26 protein-coding genes, 2 pseudogenes and 1 other annotated feature are annotated in these 24,302 nt (G+C 52.6%); of the genes and pseudogenes, 13 read left to right on the top strand and 15 right to left on the bottom strand.

The genetic code is table 11. From position 1 onward, the window contains the following. Positions 1-30: 30 nt before the first annotated feature. Positions 31-156, top strand: a sequence feature (Phe leader region). Continuing rightward, positions 32-79 carry a hypothetical protein gene (locus LRS40_RS12760; RefSeq protein ID WP_193767862.1) on the top strand — a complete coding sequence of 16 codons (48 nt, stop codon included), beginning with the start codon at positions 32-34 and terminating at the stop codon, positions 77-79. Its footprint overlaps the feature before it by 48 nt. A gap of 30 nt (positions 157-186) precedes the next feature. After that, positions 187-1,347 carry a bifunctional chorismate mutase/prephenate dehydratase gene (gene pheA, locus LRS40_RS12755; RefSeq protein ID WP_231313844.1) on the top strand — a complete coding sequence of 387 codons (1,161 nt, stop codon included), beginning with the start codon at positions 187-189 and terminating at the stop codon, positions 1,345-1,347. Here pheA and LRS40_RS12750 read toward each other — a convergent pair. From LRS40_RS12750 to aroF, 3 genes are read right to left on the bottom strand one after another with little or no spacing between them, the layout of a single operon-like run. After that, positions 1,344-2,216, bottom strand: a complete 873-nt coding sequence (locus tag LRS40_RS12750; protein WP_231313843.1) for an SMP-30/gluconolactonase/LRE family protein — start codon at positions 2,214-2,216, stop codon at positions 1,344-1,346. The genes pheA and LRS40_RS12750 overlap by 4 nt on opposite strands. A 60-nt stretch (positions 2,217-2,276) precedes the next feature. Next, positions 2,277-3,398, bottom strand: a complete 1,122-nt coding sequence (gene tyrA / locus LRS40_RS12745) for a bifunctional chorismate mutase/prephenate dehydrogenase (protein WP_142486759.1) — start codon at positions 3,396-3,398, stop codon at positions 2,277-2,279. A gap of 10 nt (positions 3,399-3,408) precedes the next feature. Further along, positions 3,409-4,479, bottom strand: a complete 1,071-nt coding sequence (gene aroF, locus LRS40_RS12740; protein ID WP_142486760.1) for a 3-deoxy-7-phosphoheptulonate synthase AroF — start codon at positions 4,477-4,479, stop codon at positions 3,409-3,411. Positions 4,480-4,693: 214 nt separating this feature from the next. On the opposite strand from aroF, the gene LRS40_RS12735 reads away from it, so the two are divergent. From LRS40_RS12735 to LRS40_RS12720, 4 genes are all read left to right on the top strand, one after another. Next, positions 4,694-5,068, top strand: a complete 375-nt coding sequence (locus tag LRS40_RS12735; RefSeq protein WP_142486761.1) for a DUF2799 domain-containing protein — start codon at positions 4,694-4,696, stop codon at positions 5,066-5,068. A gap of 199 nt (positions 5,069-5,267) precedes the next feature. Beyond that, the gene (locus LRS40_RS12730; protein WP_231313889.1) at positions 5,268-5,753 is read left to right on the top strand and encodes a YfiR family protein; all 486 of its coding nucleotides are present in this window, start codon (positions 5,268-5,270) and stop codon (positions 5,751-5,753) included. Further along, on the top strand, positions 5,746-6,987 hold the full coding sequence (gene dgcN, locus LRS40_RS12725) for a diguanylate cyclase DgcN (protein WP_231313842.1): 1,242 nt from the start codon (positions 5,746-5,748) through the stop codon (positions 6,985-6,987). The genes LRS40_RS12730 and dgcN overlap by 8 nt, the downstream gene beginning before the upstream one ends. Further along, positions 6,981-7,463 (top strand): OmpA family protein, encoded by a 483-nt coding sequence (locus tag LRS40_RS12720; RefSeq protein ID WP_231313841.1) that lies wholly within the window; start codon positions 6,981-6,983, stop codon positions 7,461-7,463. The genes dgcN and LRS40_RS12720 overlap by 7 nt, the downstream gene beginning before the upstream one ends. Positions 7,464-7,467: 4 nt before the next feature. Here the strand turns inward: LRS40_RS12720 and LRS40_RS12715 are convergent, their stop codons facing one another. The 3 genes from LRS40_RS12715 to LRS40_RS12705 all read right to left on the bottom strand — a co-directional run bounded on the left by LRS40_RS12715 (position 7,468) and on the right by LRS40_RS12705 (position 10,118). Then, entirely contained in the window at positions 7,468-8,835 is a 1,368-nt protein-coding gene (locus tag LRS40_RS12715; RefSeq protein WP_231313840.1) for a PepSY domain-containing protein, read from the bottom strand. 61 nt (positions 8,836-8,896) lie between these two features. Continuing rightward, entirely contained in the window at positions 8,897-9,310 is a 414-nt protein-coding gene (locus LRS40_RS12710; RefSeq protein ID WP_231313839.1) for a DUF2946 domain-containing protein, read from the bottom strand. 241 nt (positions 9,311-9,551) lie between these two features. Further along, on the bottom strand, positions 9,552-10,118 hold the full coding sequence (locus LRS40_RS12705; protein WP_231313838.1) for a hypothetical protein: 567 nt from the start codon (positions 10,116-10,118) through the stop codon (positions 9,552-9,554). 183 nt (positions 10,119-10,301) lie between these two features. Between LRS40_RS12705 and LRS40_RS12700 the strand changes: the two genes are divergently transcribed. Continuing rightward, positions 10,302-10,999, top strand: a protein-coding gene (locus tag LRS40_RS12700) for an IS1 family transposase (RefSeq protein ID WP_231313837.1) whose coding sequence is annotated in 2 segments (ribosomal slippage) — positions 10,302-10,551 and positions 10,551-10,999 — 699 coding nt in all. Because the reading frame shifts where the segments join, the coding sequence is not laid out codon by codon here. Between the two features lie 10 nt (positions 11,000-11,009). Here LRS40_RS12700 and LRS40_RS12695 read toward each other — a convergent pair. Further along, entirely contained in the window at positions 11,010-11,630 is a 621-nt protein-coding gene (locus tag LRS40_RS12695; RefSeq protein WP_231313836.1) for a GTP pyrophosphokinase family protein, read from the bottom strand. A gap of 21 nt (positions 11,631-11,651) precedes the next feature. Then, positions 11,652-12,685 (bottom strand): annotated as a pseudogene (locus tag LRS40_RS12690) (tyrosine-type recombinase/integrase). A gap of 101 nt (positions 12,686-12,786) precedes the next feature. On the opposite strand from LRS40_RS12690, the pseudogene LRS40_RS12685 reads away from it, so the two are divergent. Then, a pseudogene (locus LRS40_RS12685) lies at positions 12,787-13,484 on the top strand (IS1-like element IS1A family transposase). Here the strand turns inward: LRS40_RS12685 and LRS40_RS12680 are convergent. The 6 genes from LRS40_RS12680 to ffh form a co-directional block, all read right to left on the bottom strand. Further along, positions 13,419-14,348: a BRCT domain-containing protein gene (locus LRS40_RS12680; RefSeq protein WP_231313835.1), complete on the bottom strand. Its 930-nt coding sequence runs from the start codon at positions 14,346-14,348 to the stop codon at positions 13,419-13,421. The pseudogene LRS40_RS12685 and the gene LRS40_RS12680 sit on opposite strands and share 66 nt — an antisense overlap. 304 nt (positions 14,349-14,652) lie before the next feature. Next, positions 14,653-15,000 carry a 50S ribosomal protein L19 gene (rplS, locus tag LRS40_RS12675; protein ID WP_002914145.1) on the bottom strand — a complete coding sequence of 116 codons (348 nt, stop codon included), beginning with the start codon at positions 14,998-15,000 and terminating at the stop codon, positions 14,653-14,655. Between the two features lie 41 nt (positions 15,001-15,041). Further along, positions 15,042-15,809: a tRNA (guanosine(37)-N1)-methyltransferase TrmD gene (trmD, locus tag LRS40_RS12670; RefSeq protein ID WP_106994998.1), complete on the bottom strand. Its 768-nt coding sequence runs from the start codon at positions 15,807-15,809 to the stop codon at positions 15,042-15,044. A 30-nt stretch (positions 15,810-15,839) separates the two neighbouring features. Further along, on the bottom strand, positions 15,840-16,376 hold the full coding sequence (gene rimM, locus LRS40_RS12665) for a ribosome maturation factor RimM (protein WP_370462877.1): 537 nt from the start codon (positions 16,374-16,376) through the stop codon (positions 15,840-15,842). A gap of 15 nt (positions 16,377-16,391) precedes the next feature. Continuing rightward, on the bottom strand, positions 16,392-16,640 hold the full coding sequence (gene rpsP, locus LRS40_RS12660; protein ID WP_003863133.1) for a 30S ribosomal protein S16: 249 nt from the start codon (positions 16,638-16,640) through the stop codon (positions 16,392-16,394). Positions 16,641-16,774: 134 nt separating this feature from the next. Further along, on the bottom strand, positions 16,775-18,136 hold the full coding sequence (gene ffh / locus LRS40_RS12655) for a signal recognition particle protein (protein WP_106994995.1): 1,362 nt from the start codon (positions 18,134-18,136) through the stop codon (positions 16,775-16,777). A 166-nt stretch (positions 18,137-18,302) separates the two neighbouring features. Between ffh and LRS40_RS12650 the strand changes: the two genes are divergently transcribed. After that, positions 18,303-19,094 carry an inner membrane protein YpjD gene (locus tag LRS40_RS12650; protein ID WP_142486768.1) on the top strand — a complete coding sequence of 264 codons (792 nt, stop codon included), beginning with the start codon at positions 18,303-18,305 and terminating at the stop codon, positions 19,092-19,094. Positions 19,095-19,112: 18 nt separating this feature from the next. Then, positions 19,113-20,399, top strand: coding sequence for an HlyC/CorC family transporter (locus LRS40_RS12645; RefSeq protein ID WP_142486769.1), 1,287 nt, complete (start codon positions 19,113-19,115; stop codon positions 20,397-20,399). 53 nt (positions 20,400-20,452) lie between these two features. Here the strand turns inward: LRS40_RS12645 and grpE are convergent, their stop codons facing one another. Next, complete coding sequence (gene grpE, locus LRS40_RS12640) at positions 20,453-21,046, bottom strand: nucleotide exchange factor GrpE (RefSeq protein ID WP_142486770.1); 594 nt, start codon at positions 21,044-21,046, stop codon at positions 20,453-20,455. Between the two features lie 121 nt (positions 21,047-21,167). On the opposite strand from grpE, the gene nadK reads away from it, so the two are divergent. The 3 genes from nadK (at position 21,168) to bamE (ending at position 24,286) form a co-directional block, all read left to right on the top strand. Next, positions 21,168-22,046, top strand: a complete 879-nt coding sequence (gene nadK / locus LRS40_RS12635; protein ID WP_077227861.1) for an NAD(+) kinase — start codon at positions 21,168-21,170, stop codon at positions 22,044-22,046. A gap of 85 nt (positions 22,047-22,131) precedes the next feature. Beyond that, the gene (recN, locus tag LRS40_RS12630) at positions 22,132-23,793 is read left to right on the top strand and encodes a DNA repair protein RecN (protein WP_231313834.1); all 1,662 of its coding nucleotides are present in this window, start codon (positions 22,132-22,134) and stop codon (positions 23,791-23,793) included. A 151-nt stretch (positions 23,794-23,944) separates the two neighbouring features. Next, on the top strand, positions 23,945-24,286 hold the full coding sequence (bamE, locus tag LRS40_RS12625; RefSeq protein WP_039030087.1) for an outer membrane protein assembly factor BamE: 342 nt from the start codon (positions 23,945-23,947) through the stop codon (positions 24,284-24,286). Positions 24,287-24,302: the final 16 nt, after the last annotated feature.

Here is a 24,302-nt window from a genome sequence, read left to right as displayed (position 1 = left end):
ACTTTAAGTCTGTCTTCTGAAGGAATCATTCATGACCGTTAAGCCGTTTTTCTTCGCATTCTTTTTTACCTTCCCCTGATTGGGAGGCGTTTCGTCGTGTGATAAAGAATGCGAAGACGAACAACAAGGCCTCCCACACCGGGGGGCCTTTTTTATTGATAACGATAATATGATTAAGGCAACGCTATGACACCGGAAAACCCATTACTGGATCTGCGAGACAAGATCAGCGCTCTGGATGAAAAGTTACTATCATTGCTGGCCGAACGCCGTGCGCTGGCCGTTGAGGTAGGAAAGGCAAAGCTGGCGTCGCATCGTCCGGTACGCGATATCGATCGGGAGCGCGATCTGCTGGAACGCCTGATTAACCTTGGCAAAACGCACCATCTGGATGCGCATTACATCACCCGCCTGTTCCAGCTGATCATTGAAGATTCCGTCCTGACGCAGCAGGCCTTGCTGCAACAGCACCTGAACAAGACCAACCCGCACTCGGCGCGAATTGCCTTCCTGGGGCCGAAAGGATCCTATTCCCACCTCGCCGCACGTCAGTATGCGGCCCGTCACTTCGAAGAGTTTATTGAGAGCGGCTGCGCGAAGTTCGCGGATATCTTCAACCAGGTGGAGACCGGACAAGCGGATTACGCCGTCGTGCCGATCGAGAACACCAGTTCCGGCGCGATCAATGACGTTTACGATTTGCTCCAGCACACGACCCTGTCGCTGGTTGGCGAGATGACGATCCCTATCGACCACTGCGTGCTGGTTTCCGGCACCACCGACCTCGACAAAATCGAGACGGTCTACAGCCACCCGCAACCTTTCCAGCAGTGCAGTCAGTTCCTGAACCGTTATCCGGGCTGGAAAATTGAGTATACCGAGAGCACCTCGGCGGCCATGGAAAAGGTCGCGCAGGCCAACTCCCCTACAGTGGCCGCGCTGGGCAGCGAAGCGGGCGGCGCGCTGTATGGTTTACAGGTGCTGGAGCGTGACCTGGCAAACCAGACGCAAAACATTACCCGCTTCATCGTGCTGGCGCGTAAGGCGATAAACGTCTCCGATCAGGTTCCGGCCAAAACCACTCTGCTGATGGCGACCGGTCAGCAGGCCGGTGCGCTGGTAGAAGCCCTGCTTGTGCTGCGCAATCACAATCTGATTATGACCAAACTGGAATCGCGCCCGATTCACGGCAACCCGTGGGAAGAGATGTTTTATCTCGATATCCAGGCCAACCTGGAATCTGCATCCCTGCAGAAAGCCCTGCGTGAATTGGGTGAGATCACCCGTTCGATGAAGGTGCTGGGCTGCTATCCGAGCGAAAACGTGGTCCCGGTTGATCCGGTTTAACGCGCAATAAATGGCCCTTTCTTCACCCCTGCCACGCTGACGGGCAGGGTGAAAATGGCGCCCGACAGAGGATATGCCGCCACTTCCTGCGGCTCCATGTTCTCACGGGTGGTGGTGATAAACAGCGTCTGCATATCATCACCACCGAAACAGACCATCGTTGGACAGCGCACCGGCAACCGATACTCTTCCAGCTGTTCACCCTGCGGTGAAAAGCGTGCGATACGCCAGCCGTCAAACAGTGCGCTCCAGTAACAGCCTTCCACATCCACTGCCGCACCATCCGGGATCCCCTCCCCCGGCTGGAACCGACGAAAAACTTCCCGTTTACCCGGCTCGCCCTGCTCATCCAGCGGCGTGCGGTAGATCACCGCATTAGGGGTATCGGAGGTATACATCCAGCGCTTGTCGTCACTGAAGGCCAGACCGTTATGCCCGTGGATATCACACTGGATGACCTCAGGCGTCAGGTCGTTATCGATCCGCATCAGCAGGGCGCCGTTGTAGTCGCCCGGTGCCCAGAAGGTGCCCGCATAGAAGCGGCCAAAATGATCGGTTCCCCCGTCATTAAAACGCGCCAGCTGCGGGTTCGACGGATTATCACAGACTTTCCGTTGCAGCAGGCCATGCTTGTCCGCCAGCCAGATGCCCGTGCGCATGGCGACGATAAATCCCCCGCCCTCGCGCAATGCGAAGCAACCTACCTCTTCGTGGAAGGATAAAATCGTATGTTCACCCGTGGAGAGGTGATAGCGATGGATCTCACCTTCCAGAATATCCGCCCAGTAAAGGGCGCTTTCCGCTTCGCTCCAGGTCGGGCACTCCGGTAAGTGCCCCGTATAGTCAAACAAAACGCGTGGTTCAGCCATGACAGATCCCCAAAATAAAAAAAGCCAGCAGTGCTGGCTTTCAGTATATACATCATCAGATTACTGGCGACTGTCATTCGCCTGCCGCAGCAGAATGCGACTCTCGCTCTGGAAGCGCTGGGCATAATCGCCAAACCAGTGTTCAACCTTACGGAAGCTGTCGATAAACGCCTGTTTATCGCCGTGCTCCAGCAGAGTGATCGCCTCACCAAAACGCTGGTAGTAACGCTTGATCAGCGCCAGGTTATTGCCCGAAGACATAATAATATCTGCATACAGCTGCGGATCCTGGGCAAAGAGTCGACCGACCATCGCCAGTTCGAGGCGATAGATAGGTGAAGACAGCGACAGCAACTGCTCAAGCTGAACATTCTCTTCCGCCAGATGCAGGCCATACGCGAAGGTCGCGAAGTGGCGCAGCGCCTGGATAAAGGCCATGTTCTGGTCATGTTCGACGGCGCTGATCCGGTGCAACCGCGCGCCCCACACCTGTATCTGCTCCAGGAACCACTGATAGGCTTCTGGCTGACGGCCATCGCAGTAGACGACCACCTGCTTCGCCAGGCTGCCGCTGTCCGGGCCGAACATCGGGTGCAGCCCCAGCACCGGGCCATTATGCGCGGCCAGCATCGCCTGCAGTGGGCCATTCTTCACCGAGGCCAGATCGACCAGAATGCAGTCTTCCGGCAGCGGTGGCAGTTTGGCAATAATCTCTTCGGTGACGTGGATCGGCACGCTGACAATGACCATACCCGCATCGGCAACCATCGTCTGCGCCCGCGCCCAGTCCTCTTTTTCGAGGATGCGCACCTGGTAGCCAGAGAGCGTCAGCATCTTCTCAAACAGACGCCCCATCTGCCCACCGCCCCCAACAATCACCACCGGGCGCAGCGTCGGACAAAGGGTTTTAAAGCCTTTGTCGTTTTCGCTTGAGTAGGACTCTCGCATCACGCGGCGCAGCACATCTTCAATCAGATCCGGCGAGACGCCCAGCGCCTGGGCCTCTTTGCGTCGGGATGCCAGCATGGAGGCTTCACGCTCCGGTACGTAAATCGGTAAACCGTATTTACTTTTCACTTCGCCAACTTCAGCAACCAGTGCCATGCGGCGCGCCAGCAAATCCAGCAGCGCCTTATCCACCTCGTCAATTTGATCGCGCAAAGCGGTCAATTCAGCAACCATAACAAACCTCTTAAGCCAGACGCGTCGCCAGCTGGCCGTTCAAATCTTTGTGGATCTCACGCAGCAGCGCGTCGGTGGTTTCCCAGCTAATGCAGGCATCGGTGACGGAAACTCCATGCTTCATGGCGCTGCGCGGCTGTTCGGATGACTGATTGCCTTCATGGATATTGCTTTCAATCATCAGGCCAATAATCGAACGGTTGCCATCTTTAATCTGCGCGACGACGGATTCCGCCACCGCCGGCTGACGACGATAATCTTTATTCGAATTACCATGACTGCAATCTACCATCAGTGCCGGGCGCAGTCCTGCCTGTTCCATCTCTTTTTCACACTGGGCCACATCTGCCGGGCTGTAGTTTGGCGCCTTGCCGCCGCGCAGAATAACGTGGCCATCCGGGTTGCCCTGGGTCTGCAGCAGACAGACCTGGCCGGCCTGGTTGATGCCGACAAAACGGTGCGGCATCGCTGCGGCACGCATGGCGTTGATAGCTGTTGCCAGGCTACCGTCGGTACCGTTTTTGAAGCCGACCGGCATGGAGAGGCCTGAGGCCATCTCACGGTGCGTCTGCGATTCAGTGGTACGCGCGCCAATGGCGGACCAGCTGAACAGATCGCCCAGATATTGCGGGCTGTTCGGATCCAGCGCTTCAGTTGCCAGCGGCAGTCCCATGTTAACCAGCTCCACCAGAAGATTACGCGCAATCTTCAGGCCAGCTTCCACATCAAACGAGCCATCCATGTGCGGATCGTTAATTAACCCTTTCCAGCCGACGGTGGTACGGGGTTTTTCAAAATAGACGCGCATGACCAGGTAGAGGCTATCGCTGACCTCCTCGGCCAGGGCTTTAAAACGGTGCGCATATTCGATGGCAGTTTCTGGATCATGGATGGAGCACGGACCACATACCACCAGCAGACGCGGATCGCGCCCGGCAATAATGTCGGAGATGGTCTGGCGGGAGTGCGCAATTTGCGCCTCTTGCTCAACGCTCAGCGGGAATTCCGCTTTCAGTTGATCCGGGGTGATCAGAACATGTTCATCACTAATATGTACGTTATTCAGCGCGTCTTTTTGCATGATTGCGATCCTGGAAGCTCGTTTGCGATAGTTGTTTCCTCGATGAGGAAGCCCAACGATACCACACCGAGTAAAGATTTCAATCCAAAATACGTAAATAATACTTTACATCACCCATTTTAAAGCAAAATACATTCGATTATCATGTAACGTAAAAATTACAGTCTGCATTCTTGCCGCCAGGCTATGCTCAATGGAAAAGGGAGAATGTCTTATGCGCCTGATTGTTACCCCGCTACTGTGCCTGTTTTTAACCGCCTGTCAGATCGATCCTTATACCCATCAGCCCCACTGGACGGGAACCGACTGGTATGATGCCGGTAAAGAAGACGCCATGAATGGCGTGGGGGTAAAATCCAATGAAACCCTTGCCGCTAATTTTAACGACCCTAAAGTGGATCGCCCTGACTATCTCAGCGGATATAAAGACGGCCAACAGAAAATATGTCAGGAAAATTTTGTTTACGCCTGGGGATTAGCTGGCCGAATATTCCCGGCCAGCTGTGACACCGCGGAAAACGCGACCACCCTTCGCACCGCCTGGCAACAGGGAATGAATGAAGGAACAAAAGCCAACCGTTTAAATTAATTCTGTCAACGCCATTTCTGTTAATTAAGAGCGTGAGATTTTACTTAAGTACCTGAATATGCTGTTGGCATAATGACTGTACGGGCAAAAAATGGTATTCTGCCAGCGAAACTCAAGGACTACTATTTCCAGAGTGGTATGGCGGATTCTGGTGTGTAACTTTTTTCTTATCTCCTGGCACCGTGCGGCATTAGTACTGATGTTATCAATGCCCTGTGGGCTCGCTATTGGCGGAACCTTATCCGAAACGGATAAATCGGTACGTTCTATTGTCTCCGGGATCGTCAGTTACACCCGTTGGCCTGCGCTTTCCGGCAAGCCGAACCTGTGTATTTTCGCCTCCTCCCATTATGTTGAGGCGCTCAGTGCCGAGGGTCCGGACGCGCTGCCCTACACCCCGGTCATTATTCATGACGACCAGGAAGCATTGAGTGCAGAATGTCACGCGCTCTATTTCGGCAGCGAATCCCCGACCCACCAGCTTGAATTAAGTCAGGCGTTTCATGCCAGACCGTTACTATTAATTGCGGAGCAAAACCCGCGGTGCCTTATAGGTAGTGCTTTCTGCCTGATAATAGACAGCGCCAGAGTAAGATTTTCCGTCAATCTGGATATGCTGTCGCGCAGCGGAGTCAGAGTTAATCCTGATGTGTTAATGCTCGCACGGAATACTAAGCATGAATAAGGAAATTACTTCAGCGCCGCGTCCAACATTCAAAAGGACTCTGCGGCGCATCAGTATAATTAGCGTCCTAATTACTATGACGCTCATCTGGTTATTATTGTGCATTGCTTCTGTGGTGACGCTGAAACAGTATGCGCAACGCAACCTTGAATTAACCAGCGCCACCATGAGCCGCAGTCTGGAGGCAGCGCTGGTCTTCAATGATGCTACCGCTGCTAACGAAGCGCTGGTCTCTCTTGGCAAGCAAGGGCAGTTCTCAGCAGCGGAACTGCTGGATCGCTACGATCATCGCTTTGCCAGCTGGTCGATGGGGCCGAACGACAAAGCGGATCCGCTCAGCCAGTTGGCCAGCCAGTGGTTATTCCCCCATCCCATCAGACAGCGCATCTGGCACAACAATTTACCGATCGGCGAGTTACATCTCACCGCACGGGATAGCCTGATCGGCCACTTTCTCTGGACCTCGCTGGCGGTATTAACCGGCTGTCTTCTGTTTGCCTCCCTGGTGGCAATAACCATCACCCGTGCACTGCACAATGGCGTGGTGACCGCCCTGCAAAACATTACCGATGTGGTGCATGACGTACGTACAAACCGGAACTTCTCCCGCCGGGTATCCGAGGAGCGCATTGATGAATTTCATCGCTTCGGTCAGGACTTCAACAGCCTGCTGGATGAAATGGAAGAGTGGCAGCTAAAGTTGCAGGCTAAAAACGCCCAGCTGATGCGCACCGCCATGCACGATCCGCTCACCGGACTGGCTAACCGGGCCGCTTTTCGCACCCGCATCGCCGCGCTGATGAGTGATTCCTCCGCGCGGACCAACTCCGCCCTGCTCTTCCTGGACGGAGATGACTTTAAGCGTATTAACGATACCTGGGGCCATGCCGCAGGCGATTGTGTACTGATTGAAGTAGCCCGCAGAATGGTCGAGTTTGGCGGCGAACAACATCAATCTTACCGTCTGGGTGGGGATGAGTTTGCCATCATTCTGTATGGCGTCCATTCAGAACACGAAGTGCTGCGTCTCTGCGCCGCGCTGACGCAACAATTTAGCCCGTCCTATGACCTGCACAACGGGTTCTCCTCCCGAATGTCGCTCAGTATTGGCTTCGCGCTGAGCTGGCAGCATCACTCCGTTGAAGCCTTACTGGAGCAAGCCGACCGGAATATGTATCTGGTGAAGCATCAACGTTCAAAAAATCACACCGTAGAAAGGAACACATTATGTTAAGGCGATACGTCGCACCGCTCTTTATGGCATCAATGCTGCTGGCTGGATGCCAGACGCCACAGGGCAAATTTACCGCTGAGCAGGTCGCCGCCATGAAGTCTTACGGCTTTAATGAGATAAACGGGGACTGGTCGCTTGGTCTTTCGGCAAAGATCCTGTTTGGTAAAAACGAGTATAAGCTGCAGCCGGAAAGCGAGCAGCAGATTAAAAGCATGGCAGCGCGCCTTGCCGCGACCGGCCTGAAACACGCCCGGATGGACGGCCATACCGATAACTACGGTGAAGTGAGCTACAACAAAGCGTTATCCCTGAAGCGGGCCAACGTGGTTGCCGATGCCTGGGCGCAGGGTGCCACTATTCCACGCAGTAATCTGACGACCCAGGGCCTGGGTCAGCAATATCCTGTCGCGGATAATAAAACCGGCCAGGGACGTGCCGAAAACCGCCGCGTGGCGGTGGTGATCAGCACGCCCTGAAGCGTTATTCCCGCGATTCGGTCAGAGACACACGCACTGCCGCGCGCCAGCGCAGCCAGTCAATAACCACAAACAGCACCAGGCTACAGCCCATTACCGGCATTATGAGCCCCAGTACTACGCTGATGGTTAAAGAGACCACGCGTCCCCCCAGCGGCAATGCCAGCCAGCTCTGACACAGGGTCTGCGCAGGATCCGTTGCCGTCTGCCGGGGCCGGCGCATCCACCACATCCGGTAGCCCCACACAATCATGACGCACAGCGCGATACCAAAGGCGATCAGCACCAGCTGATTTGGCAGGCCAAACAGCACGCCCATATGGAAATCCACGCCCCAGCGGGTCAGTTTAGCCATCAGCGGGTAATCCCCAAACCGGGTGCGATCGATAACCTTCAGGGTGGTGGGATCAACGGCAACCGCATCGACCTGAGTAGGCCAGCTGCGATCGATCTCCGTCACCGTCCACGCCGTTGAGGCACTCTTCGCCGGACGTATCTCCAGCTTCGTCGCATCAATCCCCGCCGTGTTTGCCGCCTGAAGCACGCCATCATACAGGGACAGGTCAGGTTTCATCTCCGGCATCGGCATGGTCATGTGATGACCGTGGTGCTCAGCATGCGGATCTGCGGCTTCCGCCGGGCCATGCAGCTGCGTATTCACCTGCGGCGTGAGCCAGTTCATCTCTGCCCGCAGTTTATCCACATTACTGCCCGCCCACTGGGACCAGGTCAGGCCGGTCGCAGAGAAGAGCAGCATACCCAGCAGCAGGCTCCAGCCGAGGGAAACGTGCAGACGACGGCGGTTCTGGAAGCGGTTATTGATGCGCCGTTTTGGCCGGGTATAGAACCACAGGGCAATCCCTCCCAGCGCGGCGATCCACATCCAGGACGCGGCCAGCTCGCTGTAAATTCGCCCCACATCCCCCAGCAGCAAAGACTGGTGCAGATAATCGATTTTCTGGCGTAACGGCAGGATACCGCTGGTGCCGTAGACGGTCATATCCCCGCGCACCTCCAGACTGACCGGATCGATAAAGATGGCACGGTTCTCCGAGGCTTTCAGCGCCGGGTCAATGTACATCACCCGGGTGGTTTCTCCTGATGTCAGGCCCGGACGTACCGCCTGTAGCCGTAGCTCCCCGCCGGTGATCTTTTCCGCTACCGCAATTTGCTCAGCAAGAGGACGTATTGTGCCCCCGGTCTCGCTGAACAGCGCATGATGATAAAGCGCGTTTTCCAGCTGCGGCGTGGCGACATACAACGTTCCGGAGAGCGCGGCGATAAAGATAAACGGCCCGACAAACAGACCAATATAGAAGTGAAGACGACGCAGCAGGTGGCCCCATGCTGCGCGCGGAGTGCAGGTAGTCATGCTTTCCCTTTTTAAGGCAAAAAGTTATCGGTACACCGGGGTGCACGTTTTTTTACATGGATTAAGCAGACAGGTGCGGCGGCGCGCGGGTATCGGGACAGAGCCAGAGGAAGAAATGCCAGTGGTGTACGACGGGTCGCTGCGGCGTAAGGCGCTGTCTGAGTAAGACTGCGCATAACAGCAGCACCAGCGCCAGGATGACGCCCGGAACGTGGGCCAGCAGGACGCAGTAACCGCAGGCTTCGGCATGGTCGACAGGCACACTTTCAGACGGTGCGTGGTGGTGCTCCGCCATCATGCTCATGTCATGATGCATGCCGGGCATCGCGCTCATGGGATCTTTTTGCAACGAGACAGAGACCAGCGGCGCGAAGACGATCATCAGGATCGCAAATAGCGCGAGACCTGCCGCGATACGTTGCCACTGTGCCTGATGCTGTTTAGTCGTCACTTCCCCTCCGTCAGAGCGGGGCATTGTAAACGATTTATGACGGATACGTTAACGTGCAGAGCACAGAGAGATAAAAAAAGGGCCAGCCTTTCGGCCAGCCCTTTTTACAGGATGTCGCTTAAGCGAATCTTAGTTCAGACGCTTTTATTTAAACCTATTGATTAACCTACAAATTATATATTTAACAGTAAGTTAAGTGCATCATTAGTGCAGTAAAGTGCAATCCAAAACATGCTACATGGGCACTATATGGACACTCAATCACTCAAATATTATTGAATTTTAGTTTGCAGACACTTCCTACTTTATGAGCAAGTTCAAGAAGATTTTTGTAGGCCTCATCATCAAAGTCATCTCGGGGAATTGCGGCTATCGCGTGCAGAAAACTTTGTACTATGATTTTCTTATCATTCGCATTTGTATGATTGCTTCTCGATGAGCACACATTATCCACTCTTTCAATACTATATGTTGAAGGATCAACCAAATTGGATGCTCTCGTGCACAATAGCTCCGAAATCAGTGCTGCCTCTTGAACATAAGCATCTTCATGATAGGACATTGCAGATGTCAAAAGCTCTTGCTTGAATCTAGGGCTATCGAAAGGGATATACCCAGAACAAATTAAAGATGCAACTTTTGAATTATGGAGTTGTGCTATAGCATCGAAGATGGAACCCATCATATAACCACCTTTATAGTATTCGTCCTCATGCTTTTTCAGTTCTTCAAGGTCTTCAGTAGCTTTATCTAGAGCATTCTTAACAATTGATAAAACCTCTTCAATCTTGTCTTTTGATAATAAATCAAGTTTTTCAAATAAATCAAACAATCCTCTAGTATTAATTATCTCGGCAGCCCCGATCTTTTTAGTTATATAAGCCGCTAATTCATAATGATTTTGAAAATTATAATTTGAACCATTAACCCTTTCAATAATAGCCGATTGAAGTCTCTCTAGGTAATGGTGCCAACTTACTGATTTAGTGTACGATGGTGTTTTTGAGGTGCTCCCGTGGCTTCCATCTCCATCAGTTGTCCCTCCTGCTCAGCTACTGAAGGCGTGGTGCGTAACGGTAAAAGTACTGCCGGACATCAGCGCCATCTCTGCTCTCACTGCCGTAAAACATGGCAGCTACAGTTCACTTACACCGCCTCTCAGCCCGGTACACACCAGAAAATCATTGATATGGCCATGAATGGTGTTGGATGCCGGGCAACCGCCCGCATTATGGGCGTTGGCCTCAACACGATTTTACGTCACTTAAAAAACTCAGGCCGCAGTCGGTAACCTCGCGCATACAGCCGGGCAGTGATGTGATTGTCTGCGCTGAAATGGACGAACAGTGGGGCTACGTCGGTGCTAAATCACGTCAGCGCTGGCTGTTTTACGCGTATGACAGGATACGGAGGACGGTTGTGGCGCACGTCTTCGGTGAACGCACTCTGGCCACACTGGAGCGTCTTCTGAGCCTGCTGTCGGCCTTTGAGGTCGTGGTATGGATGACGGATGGCTGGCCGCTGTATGAATCCCGCCTGAAGGGAAAGCTGCACGTAATCAGCAAGCGTTACACTCAGCGAATTGAGCGGCATAACCTGAATCTGAGACAACATCTGGCAAGGCTGGGACGGAAGTCACTGTCGTTCTCAAAATCGGTGGAGCTGCATGACAAGGTCATCGGGCATTATCTGAACATAAAACACTATCAGTAAGTTGGAGTCATTACCGTCTCTCTAATGCTATATTGCCTGCAATGACCATTCCATTTATTTCATCTAGAATCATTAACTCTTCTTTAGATGCCCCGCCACTCATTGGCTTGTACACGAGATCATGTTCGACTTCTGACCATGCATGCATAAGAACAGAAGCTATTTGAATTTCTACTGGTGTTTCAGAATAGCGAGAACCATCGCCCAACTTTACCCTATAATGTTTCGCATGATAACCATCAAATCTTTTTGTATAACTTCCAGCTTCATTCCCCTTCACTCCAGAAGGGAAAACCTTGTTGTATAACTCAACAAACATTTCTGTAATAATTTTTGAGACAATATCAATATCCGCTGGGAAATATAACGCCACCCTTACACCTGCCAAATCAACAATATCACTATAAATACTATCAACAGACTTATATTTTTCGTAATTATCTTCTGAATCTCGTTTTTCTAACTTCCGATGTAAACTTTCGACTCCCTTCGCTCTATATGAAACAATAGCTCGCACACCTGATTCATTAAGTGCTGTTTCTAATTTCTGGCCGACTAGCTGAGCAAGCTTTTCATAAAAGTCGAATTCTTTACGATATGTAAAAATAAAAGATTCAATAATATCAATCATAAAACCTCCTATATGATAATTTTAAGTTAGCGAAGTGTATAATTTAGCGATAGGGTTTAATTCCGCAGCGTCTTCTAAGTGTTCAGGTGCAAAGTGAGCATAACGCATCGTTTCTCGAATATTAGCATGGCCAAGAATTCGTTGAAGTACGAGGATGTTACCGCCATTCATCATAAAATGACTGGCAAAGGTATGACGTAACACATGGGTTTTTTGACCCTCCGCTAGTTCTATGTTGGTCAATGCAAGCATCTTCTTGAACTCTTGGTAGCAAGGCTGAAACAATCTCCCCTGTAACGGAGCGAGTTCATCGTATAACCAGCGCGGAATCGGTACTGTCCGGTTTTTCCCACCTTTAGTTTTTGTAAATGTAAGTTTGTAAGGCGAAAGCTGCGAACGGGTTAGCCGTTCCGCTTCGCTCCATCGCGCACCGGTAGCCAGACATACCTTAACAATACGGGTCAGAAAAATTTTGCCGTAAGCATCGCAAGCGCGGAGCAACTCCTGTATCTGCGGCTCAGTCAGCCAGGACATTTCTTTCTCTACTTCTTTAAACGTACGTATGCTTTCCAGCGGGTTAGGCAGTAACCACTCCCCGAGACGTTTCAGCTCGTTGAAAACGGCCTTTAGATAGTTCTGTTCCCGATTGACAGTTATTGGCTTAGCAATCCACTTTTTAGGGTCAGCATGGTAACCATTATCGATTTCCCCTTTTAGAGTTGATCACGATAATGGGCGAAGTCCTTAGCCGTTAGTTGCGAGGCTATCGGGTCCCCGAGCTCTCGGCATATGATATGAAGTTTCGCCAGGCGTGACTTACTGGCCTCGAGAGACTGACCGTGCAGGTCAAGCCAAAGCTCAATGAGTTCGCTTAAGCGCCTGCGGTCTTCTTTCTCCCCAAGCCAGGGTTTGCTCTGCGCTGCGTCTTTAAAATGTTGCTCATAAGCCAAAGCCTCGCTCTTGGTAGCGAGTTTTTTACGGACACGTCTACTTTCCGCGCCATCAACACGGAAATCACTCAACCCTTCACCTGTAGCCAATTTCTTTACAGGCATGTGATTAAGCATGAATTAATGACTGCCATTGTTCTTCACTGATGATGGTGATGCTGCCAACTTACTGATTTAGTGTATGATGGTGTTTTTGAGGTGCTCCAGTGGCTTCTGTTTCTATCAGCTGTCCCTCCTGTTCAGCTACTGACGGGGTGGTGCGTAACGGCAAAAGCACTGCCGGACATCAGCGCTATCTCTGCTCTCACTGCCGTAAAACATGGCAACTGCAGTTCACTTACACCGCTTCTCAACCCGGTACGCACCAGAAAAATCATTGATATGGCCATGAATGGCGTTGGATGCCGGGCAACCGCCCGCATTATGGGCGTTGGCCTCAACACGATTTTACGTCACTTAAAAACTCAGGCCGCAGTCGGTAACCTCGCGCATACAGCCGGGCAGTGACGTCATCGTCTGCGCGGAAATGGACGAACAGTGGGGCTATGTCGGGGCTAAATCGCGCCAGCGCTGGCTGTTTTACGCGTATGACAGGCTCCGGAAGACGGTTGTTGCGCACGTATTCGGTGAACGCACTATGGCGACGCTGGGGCGTCTTATGAGCCTGCTGTCACCCTTTGACGTGGTGATATGGATGACGGATGGCTGGCCGCTGTATGAATCCCGCCTGAAGGGAAAGCTGCACGTAATCAGCAAGCGATATACGCAGCGAATTGAGCGGCATAACCTGAATCTGAGGCAGCACCTGGCACGGCTGGGACGGAAGTCGCTGTCGTTCTCAAAATCGGTGGAGCTGCATGACAAAGTCATCGGGCATTATCTGAACATAAAACACTATCAATAAGTTGGAGTCATTACCACTGATGATTATCAGGGGAATATTCTTGTTATCCCTTAAATCAACAGCCATCTCTATTTTGCGGCCAAAACTTTGAAACTTCCAGTCTTTAGAGCTTAGAGCGCCAACAATGAGAACATCTAATTTTTGCGTTACACTATCAACAATCTTACCCCCTAACTTTTCTATATCAGAGGAGCATTGCCTACGAGAACCGCAAAGAAACTTTCCAGTTAAACACACGTTTTTTCCGTTAAAGTCGCACTTATTAATTAAGTCATTGGGAAGTGTGGTGGACAAGCCATCCACAATGCCTTCACTAATGTTTGAGCCTGTAAATGCAATTACTTCATTTAATAGCTGAGCGCGTTCATCATTGGTAATAACGCCATCACTCAAAATGCTTTGAACAAGCCCATATAAATGCTTGCCAGGATAATTTTTCTTCAATGCTGAGTTAACAGAAAGGAACCATTTCAGATAATAAATTTCATCATCGCTAAGATGATAATCAGCAGCCATGCCCTTACATAGCCCTTCCAGCAAATGTTTATCTGAGTCTTCAGAGAACAAATCAAGTTTTGGTGTGTCCATTAACCCACGCTGGATATCGAGCAAGTTAGCTTTGAACTCTGTCAATTCTTGCTCGTCTGCGCATCCATCAGTTAGTATGTCGAAAATCTTTGAGCGTATGCACTGCACATAATAATTTTCAGATAATGACTGCGATTCCAGAAGCCAGGTATCTAAGAAGAGAACTTCGCTTTCACTCAACCTGCCATCACAAGTTAAGCCTTCGATGATATTAATTAGATTTGCAAGTAACTTATCTTTGTTTCGAACATAGTTATACGCACTGTCTATAGTCATAGCATCTTACCTTAATTAATTGTTATTGTAGCCCTAACAATTCCATAACTTCTACCGCGTCCATTAAACATTTAAAAGAACTACCATACTTTCAACTCTAACTTTATTTTCTGGCAAACGCGACACATTATCTCTACCTAAAAAGCCTCCTATATCCAATTTGTAGCTATATTCCGAATAGTTATTGTTTCTGAACTTAATATTTATCTTGGGAAAATTTTGGACACAGGCAATAAAAAAGGGGTTAGCATTATGCTAACCCCTTGTTTTTTAACACGCTTTGGATGCCGCGTTATTGCGAATCTTAGTTCAGACGCTCTTTAATACGAGCAGACTTACCAGTACGCTCACGCAGGTAGTACAGTTTAGCTTTACGTACAGCACCACGACGTTTAACAGCAATGCTGTCAACTACCGGAGAGTGAGTCTGGAAGACACGCTCAACGCCTTCGCCGTTGGAAATTTTACGAACAGTGAATGCAGAGTGCAGACCGCGGTTACGAATAGCGATAACCACGCCCTCGAATGCCTGCAGACGTTTTTTGGAACCTTCAACAACCCATACTTTCACTTCCACGGTATCACCCGGACGGAAGGAAGGTACGTCCTGCTTCATCTGCTCTTGTTCAAGTTGCTTAATAATGTTGCTCATAATTTAATCTCTTATCCTGGGTAAACTGATATTCGGGGGCCTCAGGCCATCCCATCATGTTTCTGCTGCTGGTGCGCGTGTTCTTTTTTGAACTCGGCCAGCAACTTTGCTTGCTCTTCAGTCAGAGCCAGGTTTTCCAGAAGTTCAGGTCTTCTAAGCCAGGTACGGCCCAGCGACTGCTTCAGGCGCCAGCGACGAATCTCGGCATGGTTTCCCGACAGTAATACTGGCGGAACCTCCATCCCTTCTAACACTTCAGGACGGGTATAGTGTGGGCAGTCCAGCAATCCATCAGCAAAAGAGTCTTCTGTTGCTGATGCTTCATGGCCCAGTACCCCCGGAATGAACCGGGAAACGGAGTCAATCAGCGTCATTGCCGGTAACTCACCACCGCTGAGAACGTAATCGCCGATAGACCATTCTTCGTCAATCTCGGTTTGAATTACGCGCTCATCTATCCCTTCGTAGCGACCGCACACCAGAATCAATTTCTGATTCGTTGCCAGTTCGCTGACGCCCGCTTGATCAAGCTTGCGTCCCTGAGGTGACAGATAAATCACCTTTGCGCCTTCACCTGCCGCGGCTTTTGCTGCTGCGATGGCATCCCGTAAGGGTTGTACCATCATAAGCATCCCCGGTCCGCCGCCGTAAGGACGTTCGTCCACGGTACGGTGCCGGTCATGAGTGAAGTCACGTGGACTCCAGCTCTCGATGCTCAGCAGGCCATTTTTTACTGCCCGGCCAGTTACCCCGTAATCAGTAATCGCGCGGAACATTTCAGGAAACAGGCTAATAATGCCAATCCACATAGCGCCGTCTTTTACCGTTTTCAGGAGAATTTAAAAACCAGGATCCCAATCTACTTCGATAGTACGAGTAGCGAGATCGACTTTCTTGATAACCTGCCCATCGAGGAACGGAACCAGCCGCTCCTTGATGCCAAACGCATCTTTCAGGTTTGCCTTAATGACGAGAACGTCATTGGATCCGGTTTCCATCATATCGATGACTTTCCCCAGACCGTAACCTTCAGTAGTCACTACCTGGCAACCAATAAGGTCTTTCCAGTAGTAGCCCTCTTCCAGTTCAGGCAACTGCGACGAATCCACGACAATTTCACAATTAGTCAGTGCATTCGCGGCATCGCGATCGTCAATGCCTTTCAGCTTGATAACGATGTCCTGATTGTGGTGACGCCAGCTTTCCAGCTCGACCTCTTGCCACTGACCCGCCTTCTGGATAAACCAGGGCTGATAGTCAAAAATGCTTTCGGCGTCTTCGGTGGAGGAAAACACTCTGAGCCAACCACGGATACCGTAGCAAGAACCCATTTTGCCCAATACAATCGGTTCAACAGGTGCTTTTTTGCTCATCATGACCACCGTGACAGATTAAGCTGCTTTGTTTGCTGCTTTGATCAGCGTAGCAACGCGATCGGAAACGGTAGCGCCCTGGCCAACCCAGTGAGCGATACGATCCAGATCCAGACGGGTTTCTTCTTCTGCGCCAGCGGCCAGTGGGTTAAAGAAACCAACGCGCTCGATGAAGCGACCGTTACGTGCATTACGGCTGTCAGTAACAACAACCTGGTAGAACGGACGCTTTTTCGCGCCGTGACGTGCTAAACGAATAGTTACCATAACATCCTCTTGTGTGAATAAAACACCGGGCCCCATCGAGGGAAGGAGCCCGGTGTCATATTAAAAGCCCGAAAATTTTACTGATTTCTGGGGAAAATGCAATCAGCATCTTGATGCTGAGCATTAAACACGATTTATCTGCCAGGGAATCCTGGTGGCATCATGCCTTTCATGCCGCGCATCATCTTCGCCATGCCGCCTTTCTTCATTTTCTTCATCATGCGCTGCATGTCGTCGAACTGCTTCAGAAGGCGGTTAACGTCCTGAACCTGCATCCCGCAGCCCGCCGCGATACGGCGCTTACGGGAGCCTTTAATGATTTCCGGCTTGGCACGCTCTTTCAGCGTCATCGAGTTGATGATCGCTTCCATACGCACCAGCACTTTGTCATCCATTTGCGATTTGACGTTGTCCGGGATTTGACCCATGCCCGGCAGCTTGCCCATCAGGCTCGCCATACCGCCCATGTTCTTCATCTGGCGCAGCTGCTCCAGGAAGTCGGTCAGATCGAAACCGTCGCCTTTTTTCAGTTTGGTGGCGAGCTTCTCGGCCTGCGCGCGGTCAACCTTGCTCTCGATATCTTCGATCAGCGACAGCACGTCGCCCATGCCGAGAATACGGGAGGCGATACGATCCGGGTGGAACGGCTCCAGCGCTTCGGTCTTCTCGCCGACGCCGAGGAACTTGATTGGCTTGCCGGTGATATGACGAATAGAGAGTGCCGCACCGCCGCGGGCGTCACCGTCCACTTTGGTCAGTACCACACCGGTTAACGGCAGCGCTTCATTAAACGCTTTCGCGGTGTTTGCCGCATCCTGACCGGTCATGGCATCGACGACGAACAGGGTTTCTACCGGATTGATCGCGGCATGAACCTGTTTGATTTCGTCCATCATCGCTTCGTCAACGTGCAGACGACCGGCGGTATCCACCAGCAGCACGTCGAAGAACTTCAGCTTCGCTTCTTTCAGCGCCGCGTTAACGATATCGATCGGCTTCTGCGACACGTCAGACGGGAAGAAGTCGACGCTAACCTGTTCAGCCAGGGTCTCCAGCTGTCTGATCGCCGCCGGGCGATAGACGTCGGCAGAGACGACCAGCACTTTCTTCTTGTGCTTTTCGCGCAGGAATTTACCCAGCTTAGCGACGCTGGTGGTTTTACCCGCACCCTGCAGACCGGCCATCAGCACTACCGCTGGCGGTTGCGCCGCCAGGTTCAGGCTCTGGTTCTCTTCGCCCATCGCCGAAACCAGTTCGTTCCGAACGATTTTGACGAACTCCTGACCCGGGGTCAGGCTCTTGTTGACTTCATGACCAACCGCTTTTTCTTTAACGCGGTTGATGAAGTCACGCACGACCGGCAACGCAACGTCTGCTTCAAGCAGCGCCATGCGCACTTCACGCAGCGTCTCTTTAATATTGTCTTCAGTAAGGCGTCCACGGCCGCTGATGTTGCGCAGCGTGCGCGACAAACGATCGGTTAAATTATCAAACATTGTCTCTCGCCTGGGGTAGAAACGTTAGGTCGCTGGCGCGACACGTACACAGAATTTTGCCGCAGTATAACATGAAGGCGCCTTTGTTGTTATGCAACGGTTGGAGCACGCCTCACGTAACGTTATACTGCCTCTCTTTCTCATCAGGACAACTGTCGACACCTATATGCCTGTTTTCGCACTGATCGCTCTTGTGGCGTACTCTGTCAGCCTCGCGCTGATTATCCCTGGCCTGCTACAAAAAAACAGCGGCTGGCGGCGAATGGCTATTTTGTCGGCTGTCATCGCGTTGATAAGTCACGCCTTTGCGCTCGAAGCGCGCATTCTGCCGGGCGACGGCAGCGGACAAAACCTGAGCCTGCTCAACGTCGGGTCGCTGGTCAGCCTGATGATCTGTACGGTAATGACTATCGTGGCCTCGAAAAACCGCGGCTGGCTGCTGTTGCCGATTGTCTACGCTTTTGCGCTGATCAACCTCGCCTTTGCCACTTTCGTACCGAATGAGTTCATCACCCATCTGGAAACCACGCCGGGTATGATGGTGCATATTGGCCTGTCGCTGTTCTCGTATGCGACGCTGATCATTGCCGCACTGTACGCGCTCCAGCTGGCCTGGATTGACTACCAGCTCAAAAACAAAAAGCTGGTCTTCAGTAACGAGATGCCGCCGCTGATGACCATCGAACGCAAGATGTTTCACATCACCCAGGTCGGGGTTGTGCTGCTGACGCTGACGCTGAGTACCGGCCTGTTTTACATGCACAATCTCTTCAGCATGGAGAATATCGATAAGGCCGTACTCTCCATCATCGCGTGGTTTGTCTATATTGTCCTGTTATGGGGCCATTATCATGAAGGCTGGCGCGGTCGCCGCGTGGTCTGGTTCAACGTTGCGGGAGCAGGCCTCCTGACAATGGCTTATTTTGGTAGCCGCGTCATCCAGCAACTCGCCGGCTAAGTAACCAAGGAGTTCCCCCTGGAACACATCTCTACCACCACGCTGATCGTCACCCTGATCGTCATGGTGGTTATCTCTGCCTATTTCTCCGGCTCGGAAACCGGCATGATGACGCTGAACCGCTACAGGTTACGTCATCGCGCCAAACAGGGTAACCGGGCCGCACGTCGCGTGGAAAAACTGCTGCGTAAACCGGATCGCCTGATAAGCCTGGTGCTTATCGGCAATAACCTGGTCAACATTCTCGCTTCCGCGCTGGGAACCATTGTCGGCATGCGCCTGTACGGCAACGCCGGGGTCGCTATCGCCACCGGGGTGCTGACCTTTGTAGTACTGGTCTTTGCCGAAGTGTTGCCGAAGACCGTTGCCGCGCTTTACCCCGAGAAGGTCGCCTATCCCAGCAGCTTCCTGCTGGCGCCGTTACTCATTCTGATGATGCCGCTGGTCTGGCTGTTAAACGGCGTGACGCGAGTGCTGATGCGTATGATGGGCATTAAAGCGGATGTGGTGATCAGCAGCGCGCTGAGCAAAGATGAACTGCGCACCATCGTGCATGAGTCGCGCTCGCAAATCTCCCGCCGCAATCAGGATATGCTGCTGTCGGTGCTGGACCTGGAAAAGGTCAGCGTCGACGACATCATGGTGCCGCGCAATGAGATCGTCGGTATTGACATCAATGATGACTGGAAAGCCATTGTTCGCCAGCTGACCCACTCCCCGCATGGCCGCATCGTTCTGTACCGTGATTCCCTGGATGACACCATCAGCATGCTGCGCGTGCGCGAAGCCTATCGGCTGATGACCGAGAAGAAAGAGTTCACCAAAGAGGTGATGCTGCGCGCAGCGGATGAGATTTACTACATCCCGGAAGGCACCCCGCTCAGCACCCAGCTGATCAAGTTTCAGCGCAATAAAAAGAAAGTGGGGCTGGTGGTCGATGAGTATGGCGATATCCAGGGGCTGGTAACGGTTGAGGATATTCTGGAAGAGATTGTAGGCGACTTCACCACCTCCATGTCCCCTTCCCTCGCAGAAGAGGTCACGCCGCAAAATGACGGCTCGGTGCTGATTGACGGCAGCGCGAACGTCCGTGAACTCAACAAAGCCTTTAACTGGCAGATGCCGGAAGACGAGGCTCGTACCATTAACGGCATGATTCTGGAAGCGCTGGAGGAGATCCCGGCAGCAGGTACGCGGGTGCGTATTGGCCAGTACGATATTGATATTCTGGACGTGCAGGACAATATGATTAAGCAGGTAAAAGTATTGCCGGTGAAACCGCTCAGGGAGAGCGTCGCGGAGTAAGCTGTTGTAGGCCGGGTCAGGCGAAGCCGCCGCCCGGCACTACGGGAGGCGAATTACGCCTTTGCTTTCGCTACGGAGACCATCGCCGCGCGAATAGTACGACCGTTCAGGGTATAGCCTTTTTGCATTACCATCAGCACGTTACCGGCAGCAACGTCCTCAGACTCTACCATCGCAATCGCCTGGTGCACGTTCGGATCCATCGGCACGTTGGTATCAGCAACCACTTCGACGCCAAACTTCTTCACCACGTCGAGCATGGATTTCAGCGTCAGTTCGATCCCTTCAACCATTGGAGCCATGTCCGGGTTCGCTTTATCCGCTACTTCCAGCGCGCGATCCAGGCTGTCGATCACCGGCAGCAGTTCGTTGACGAATTTCTCCAGCGCAAATTTATGCGCCTTTTCAACGTCCAGCTCGGTACGGCGACGCAGGTTTTCCATTTCCGCTTTGATACGCAGGATGCCATCGCGCTCGCGATTCTGGGCTTCAGTGACCTGAGCTTCCAGATTCGCAATTTTTTCATCGCGCGGATCCACCTGCTCAGCACCAGCCTCAGGCTCTGTAGCCTCAACCTCTTCGTGCTGCTCCGTGATAATTTCTTCCGGGGCTTGCCCCTCAGGCGTTTTCTGTTCTTTACTACTCATGAATTTCTCCGCGTTTTTCTGCATTCAACTCCCTAACTTCGCTTATTATGGGGATCAGTTTCCGGGATTCAAGGGAACAAGCCACATTGTCATCATTCAATCGCACAAGGACCTTCAGAAAATGAGCAACCATTTCAAGTGTATTGGGATTGTCGGTCATCCACGTCACCCTACAGCGTTGACGACACATGAAATGCTCTATCGCTGGCTGTGTGCGAAAAACTACGATGTGATTGTTGAACAGCAGATTGCCCAGGAACTGCAGCTAACAAACGTAAAAACCGGCACGCTGGCGGAAATCGGTCAGCAGGCTGACCTGGCAGTGGTGGTCGGGGGCGACGGGAATATGCTTGGTGCCGCGCGAACCCTCGCCCGTTACGACATTAAAGTCATCGGCATCAACCGTGGCAACCTGGGCTTTTTGACCGACCTTGACCCGGATAACGCCCAGCAGCAGCTCGCAGACGTGCTGGAAGGCCACTACATCAGTGAAAAACGCTTTTTGCTGGAAGCCCAGGTGTGCCAGCAGGATTGCCAGAAACGGATCAGCACCGCCATTAACGAAGTGGTACTGCACCCGGGAAAAGTGGCGCATATGATTGAGTTCGAGGTCTATATCGACGAAATTTTCGCCTTCTCGCAGCGCTCCGATGGCCTGATTATCTCTACCCCTACCGGCTCCACGGCCTACTCGCTCTCGGCGGGCGGCCCGATCCTGACTCCGTCGCTGGATGCCATCACGTTGGTGCCAATGTTCCCGCATACCCTCTCGGCTCGCCCACTGGTGATCAACAGCAGCAGCACCATTCGTCTGCGCTTCTCTCACCGCCGTAACGACCTGGAGATCAGCTGCGACAGCCAAATCGCGCTGCCGATCCAGGAAGGGGAAGACGTGCTGATCCGCCGCTGCGATTATCACCTCAATTTAATCCACCCGAAAGACTACAGCTATTTCAACACATTAAGCTCCAAGCTCGGCTGGTCGAAAAAATTGTTCTGAAATAGCATCCAGCACTTTACTGGATAAAAAACCAGTTTATACTGTACACAAACACAGTTATGGTTTTTCATACAGGAAAACGTTTATGCTGGCACAACTGACCATCAGCAACTTCGCCATCGTTCGTGAGCTCGAAATTGATTTCAACAGCGGCATGACGGCTATCACCGGAGAAACCGGGGCCGGTAAATCTATTGCGATTGATGCGCTCGGGCTGTGCCTTGGCGGTCGTGCTGATGGCAACATGGTTCGCGCTGGCGCCAGCCGCGCCGATCTCTGCGCCCGTTTCTCCCTGAAAGATACGCCTGCCGCCCTGCGCTGGCTTGAACAGAACCAGCTCGAAGATGGACGTGAGTGCTTACTTCGCCGGGTTCTTAGCAGCGACGGCCGCTCCCGCGGCTTTATCAACGGCACCGCGGTACCGCTCTCCCAGCTGCGCGAGCTGGGTCAGCTGTTAATTCAGATCCACGGGCAGCACGCTCATCAGCAGCTGATCAAGCCTGAGCAGCAGAAGTCATTACTCGACGGCTATGCCGGTGAGTCTGACCTTATGCAGCTGATGGCAGCGCACTATCGTCAGTGGCATCAAAGCTGCCGTGAGCTGGCGCTGCATCAACAGCAGAGCCAGGAGCGGGCGGCTCGCGCCGAACTGCTGGCCTATCAGTTGAAAGAGCTGAACGAATTTAGCCCGCAGCCGGGCGAGTTTGAGCAGATCGACGAAGAGTACAAACGCCTCGCCAACAGCGGTCAGCTGCTCTCCACCAGCCAGCAGGCGCTGAACTTAATGGCAGACGGCGAGGATGTGAATCTGCAAAGCCAGCTCTACACCGTGCGCCAGCTCGTGACCGAACTGGCGGGTATGGACAGCAAAGTGTCCGGCATGCTGGATATGCTGGAAGAGGCGGCGATTCAAATCTCTGAAGCCAGTGACGAGCTGCGCCACTACTGCGAGCGTCTTGATCTCGATCCAAACCGCCTGTTTGAGCTGGAACAGCGTATTTCGCGCCAGATCTCCCTGGCGCGTAAGCACCACGTTTCGCCGGAAGAACTGCCTGCCTTCCACCAGTCCCTGCTTGATGAGCAGCATCAACTCGACGATCAGGCCGACTCGCTGGAGACCCTCTCTCTGGCCGTTAGCGTGCATCATCAGCAGGCGATACAAACCGCCACGCAGCTGCACAATGTTCGTCAGCGTTACGCTCAGGAACTCAGCCAGCACATCACGGAGAGCATGCATCTGCTGTCGATGCCGCACGGCGTTTTCACCATTGACGTGAAGTTTGAGGCCAACCATCTGACGGCAGAGGGCGCAGACCGCATTGAATTCCGCGTGACCACCAACCCGGGCCAGCCGCTGCAGGCTATCTCCCGCGTTGCGTCCGGCGGTGAGCTATCGCGTATCGCCCTGGCGATTCAGGTGATCACCGCGAAGAAAATGGAAACCCCGGCGCTGATCTTCGATGAAGTGGATGTCGGTATCAGCGGCCCGACCGCGGCGGTAGTGGGTAAACTGCTGCGTCAGCTTGGCGAATCCACCCAGGTCATGTGTGTGACCCACCTGCCGCAGGTTGCCGGATGTGGCCATCATCACTTCTTTGTCAGCAAAGAAACCGACGGTGAGATGACCGAAACGCACATGCAGCCGCTGGACAAACGCGCCCGTCTGCAGGAGCTGGCCCGTCTGCTGGGTGGCAGCGAAGTCACCCGCAACACGCTGGCGAATGCGAAAGAACTGTTGGCTGCCTAAACTTTTTCGGTATCTCAGGGTCATACAGAACAATAAAAACGCCGACAGACCGGACGCCAGAGGTTTTAATGTGGTGAAAGGTCTATTATCATCGGCATATTACATATGAGCCGTCGCGTATTGCCCGGGCCCGAAAAGGAATCAAATCACTATGCGCTGTAAAACGCTGACCGCTGCCGCAGCGGTTCTTCTGATGATGACCGCAGGCTGCTCCACTCTGGAAAAAGTGGTTTACCGCCCTGACATCAACCAGGGGAACTATCTCGCTCCTAACGATGTGTCTAAAATCCGTGTCGGTATGACGCAGCAGCAGGTTGCCTATGCCCTGGGCACGCCGATGATGTCCGATCCGTTCGGCACTAACACCTGGTTCTACGTGTTCCGCCAGAAGCCTGGCCATGAAGACGTGTCCCAGCAGACCCTGACGCTGACCTTCAACAGCAGCGGCGTGCTGACCAACATCGACAACAAACCGGCGCTCACCAAAGAGTAAGGTTTCAGAAACGCAA

This window comes from Leclercia sp. G3L (assembly GCF_021117075.1).
Taxonomy (GTDB): Bacteria; Pseudomonadota; Gammaproteobacteria; order Enterobacterales; family Enterobacteriaceae; genus Enterobacter; species Enterobacter adecarboxylatus_C.
Note: the sequence above shows the minus strand (reverse complement) of the source record. Positions and strands in the feature narration are given on the sequence as shown.

What these genes read in the sequence shown, in the direction of transcription:
- dgcN (WP_231313842.1), top strand. Translation starts at nt 5,746, where the DNA reads ATGAATAAGGAAATTACTTCAGCGCCGCGTCCAACATTCAAAAGGACT.
- rplS (WP_002914145.1), bottom strand. Translation starts at nt 15,000, where the DNA reads ATGAGCAACATTATTAAGCAACTTGAACAAGAGCAGATGAAGCAGGAC.
- trmD (WP_106994998.1), bottom strand. Translation starts at nt 15,809, where the DNA reads ATGTGGATTGGCATTATTAGCCTGTTTCCTGAAATGTTCCGCGCGATT.
- grpE (WP_142486770.1), bottom strand. Translation starts at nt 21,046, where the DNA reads ATGAGTAGTAAAGAACAGAAAACGCCTGAGGGGCAAGCCCCGGAAGAA.
- ffh (WP_106994995.1), bottom strand. Translation starts at nt 18,136, where the DNA reads ATGTTTGATAATTTAACCGATCGTTTGTCGCGCACGCTGCGCAACATC.
- LRS40_RS12710 (WP_231313839.1), bottom strand. Translation starts at nt 9,310, where the DNA reads ATGCCCCGCTCTGACGGAGGGGAAGTGACGACTAAACAGCATCAGGCA.
- aroF (WP_142486760.1), bottom strand. Translation starts at nt 4,479, where the DNA reads ATGCAAAAAGACGCGCTGAATAACGTACATATTAGTGATGAACATGTT.
- LRS40_RS12750 (WP_231313843.1), bottom strand. Translation starts at nt 2,216, where the DNA reads ATGGCTGAACCACGCGTTTTGTTTGACTATACGGGGCACTTACCGGAG.
- LRS40_RS12720 (WP_231313841.1), top strand. Translation starts at nt 6,981, where the DNA reads ATGTTAAGGCGATACGTCGCACCGCTCTTTATGGCATCAATGCTGCTG.
- rimM (WP_370462877.1), bottom strand. Translation starts at nt 16,376, where the DNA reads ATGATGAGCAAAAAAGCACCTGTTGAACCGATTGTATTGGGCAAAATG.
- LRS40_RS12650 (WP_142486768.1), top strand. Translation starts at nt 18,303, where the DNA reads ATGCCTGTTTTCGCACTGATCGCTCTTGTGGCGTACTCTGTCAGCCTC.
- LRS40_RS12680 (WP_231313835.1), bottom strand. Translation starts at nt 14,348, where the DNA reads ATGACTATAGACAGTGCGTATAACTATGTTCGAAACAAAGATAAGTTA.
- LRS40_RS12735 (WP_142486761.1), top strand. Translation starts at nt 4,694, where the DNA reads ATGCGCCTGATTGTTACCCCGCTACTGTGCCTGTTTTTAACCGCCTGT.
- pheA (WP_231313844.1), top strand. Translation starts at nt 187, where the DNA reads ATGACACCGGAAAACCCATTACTGGATCTGCGAGACAAGATCAGCGCT.
- LRS40_RS12715 (WP_231313840.1), bottom strand. Translation starts at nt 8,835, where the DNA reads ATGACTACCTGCACTCCGCGCGCAGCATGGGGCCACCTGCTGCGTCGT.
- rpsP (WP_003863133.1), bottom strand. Translation starts at nt 16,640, where the DNA reads ATGGTAACTATTCGTTTAGCACGTCACGGCGCGAAAAAGCGTCCGTTC.
- LRS40_RS12695 (WP_231313836.1), bottom strand. Translation starts at nt 11,630, where the DNA reads ATGATTGATATTATTGAATCTTTTATTTTTACATATCGTAAAGAATTC.
- nadK (WP_077227861.1), top strand. Translation starts at nt 21,168, where the DNA reads ATGAGCAACCATTTCAAGTGTATTGGGATTGTCGGTCATCCACGTCAC.
- tyrA (WP_142486759.1), bottom strand. Translation starts at nt 3,398, where the DNA reads ATGGTTGCTGAATTGACCGCTTTGCGCGATCAAATTGACGAGGTGGAT.
- recN (WP_231313834.1), top strand. Translation starts at nt 22,132, where the DNA reads ATGCTGGCACAACTGACCATCAGCAACTTCGCCATCGTTCGTGAGCTC.
- LRS40_RS12730 (WP_231313889.1), top strand. Translation starts at nt 5,268, where the DNA reads ATGTTATCAATGCCCTGTGGGCTCGCTATTGGCGGAACCTTATCCGAA.
- bamE (WP_039030087.1), top strand. Translation starts at nt 23,945, where the DNA reads ATGCGCTGTAAAACGCTGACCGCTGCCGCAGCGGTTCTTCTGATGATG.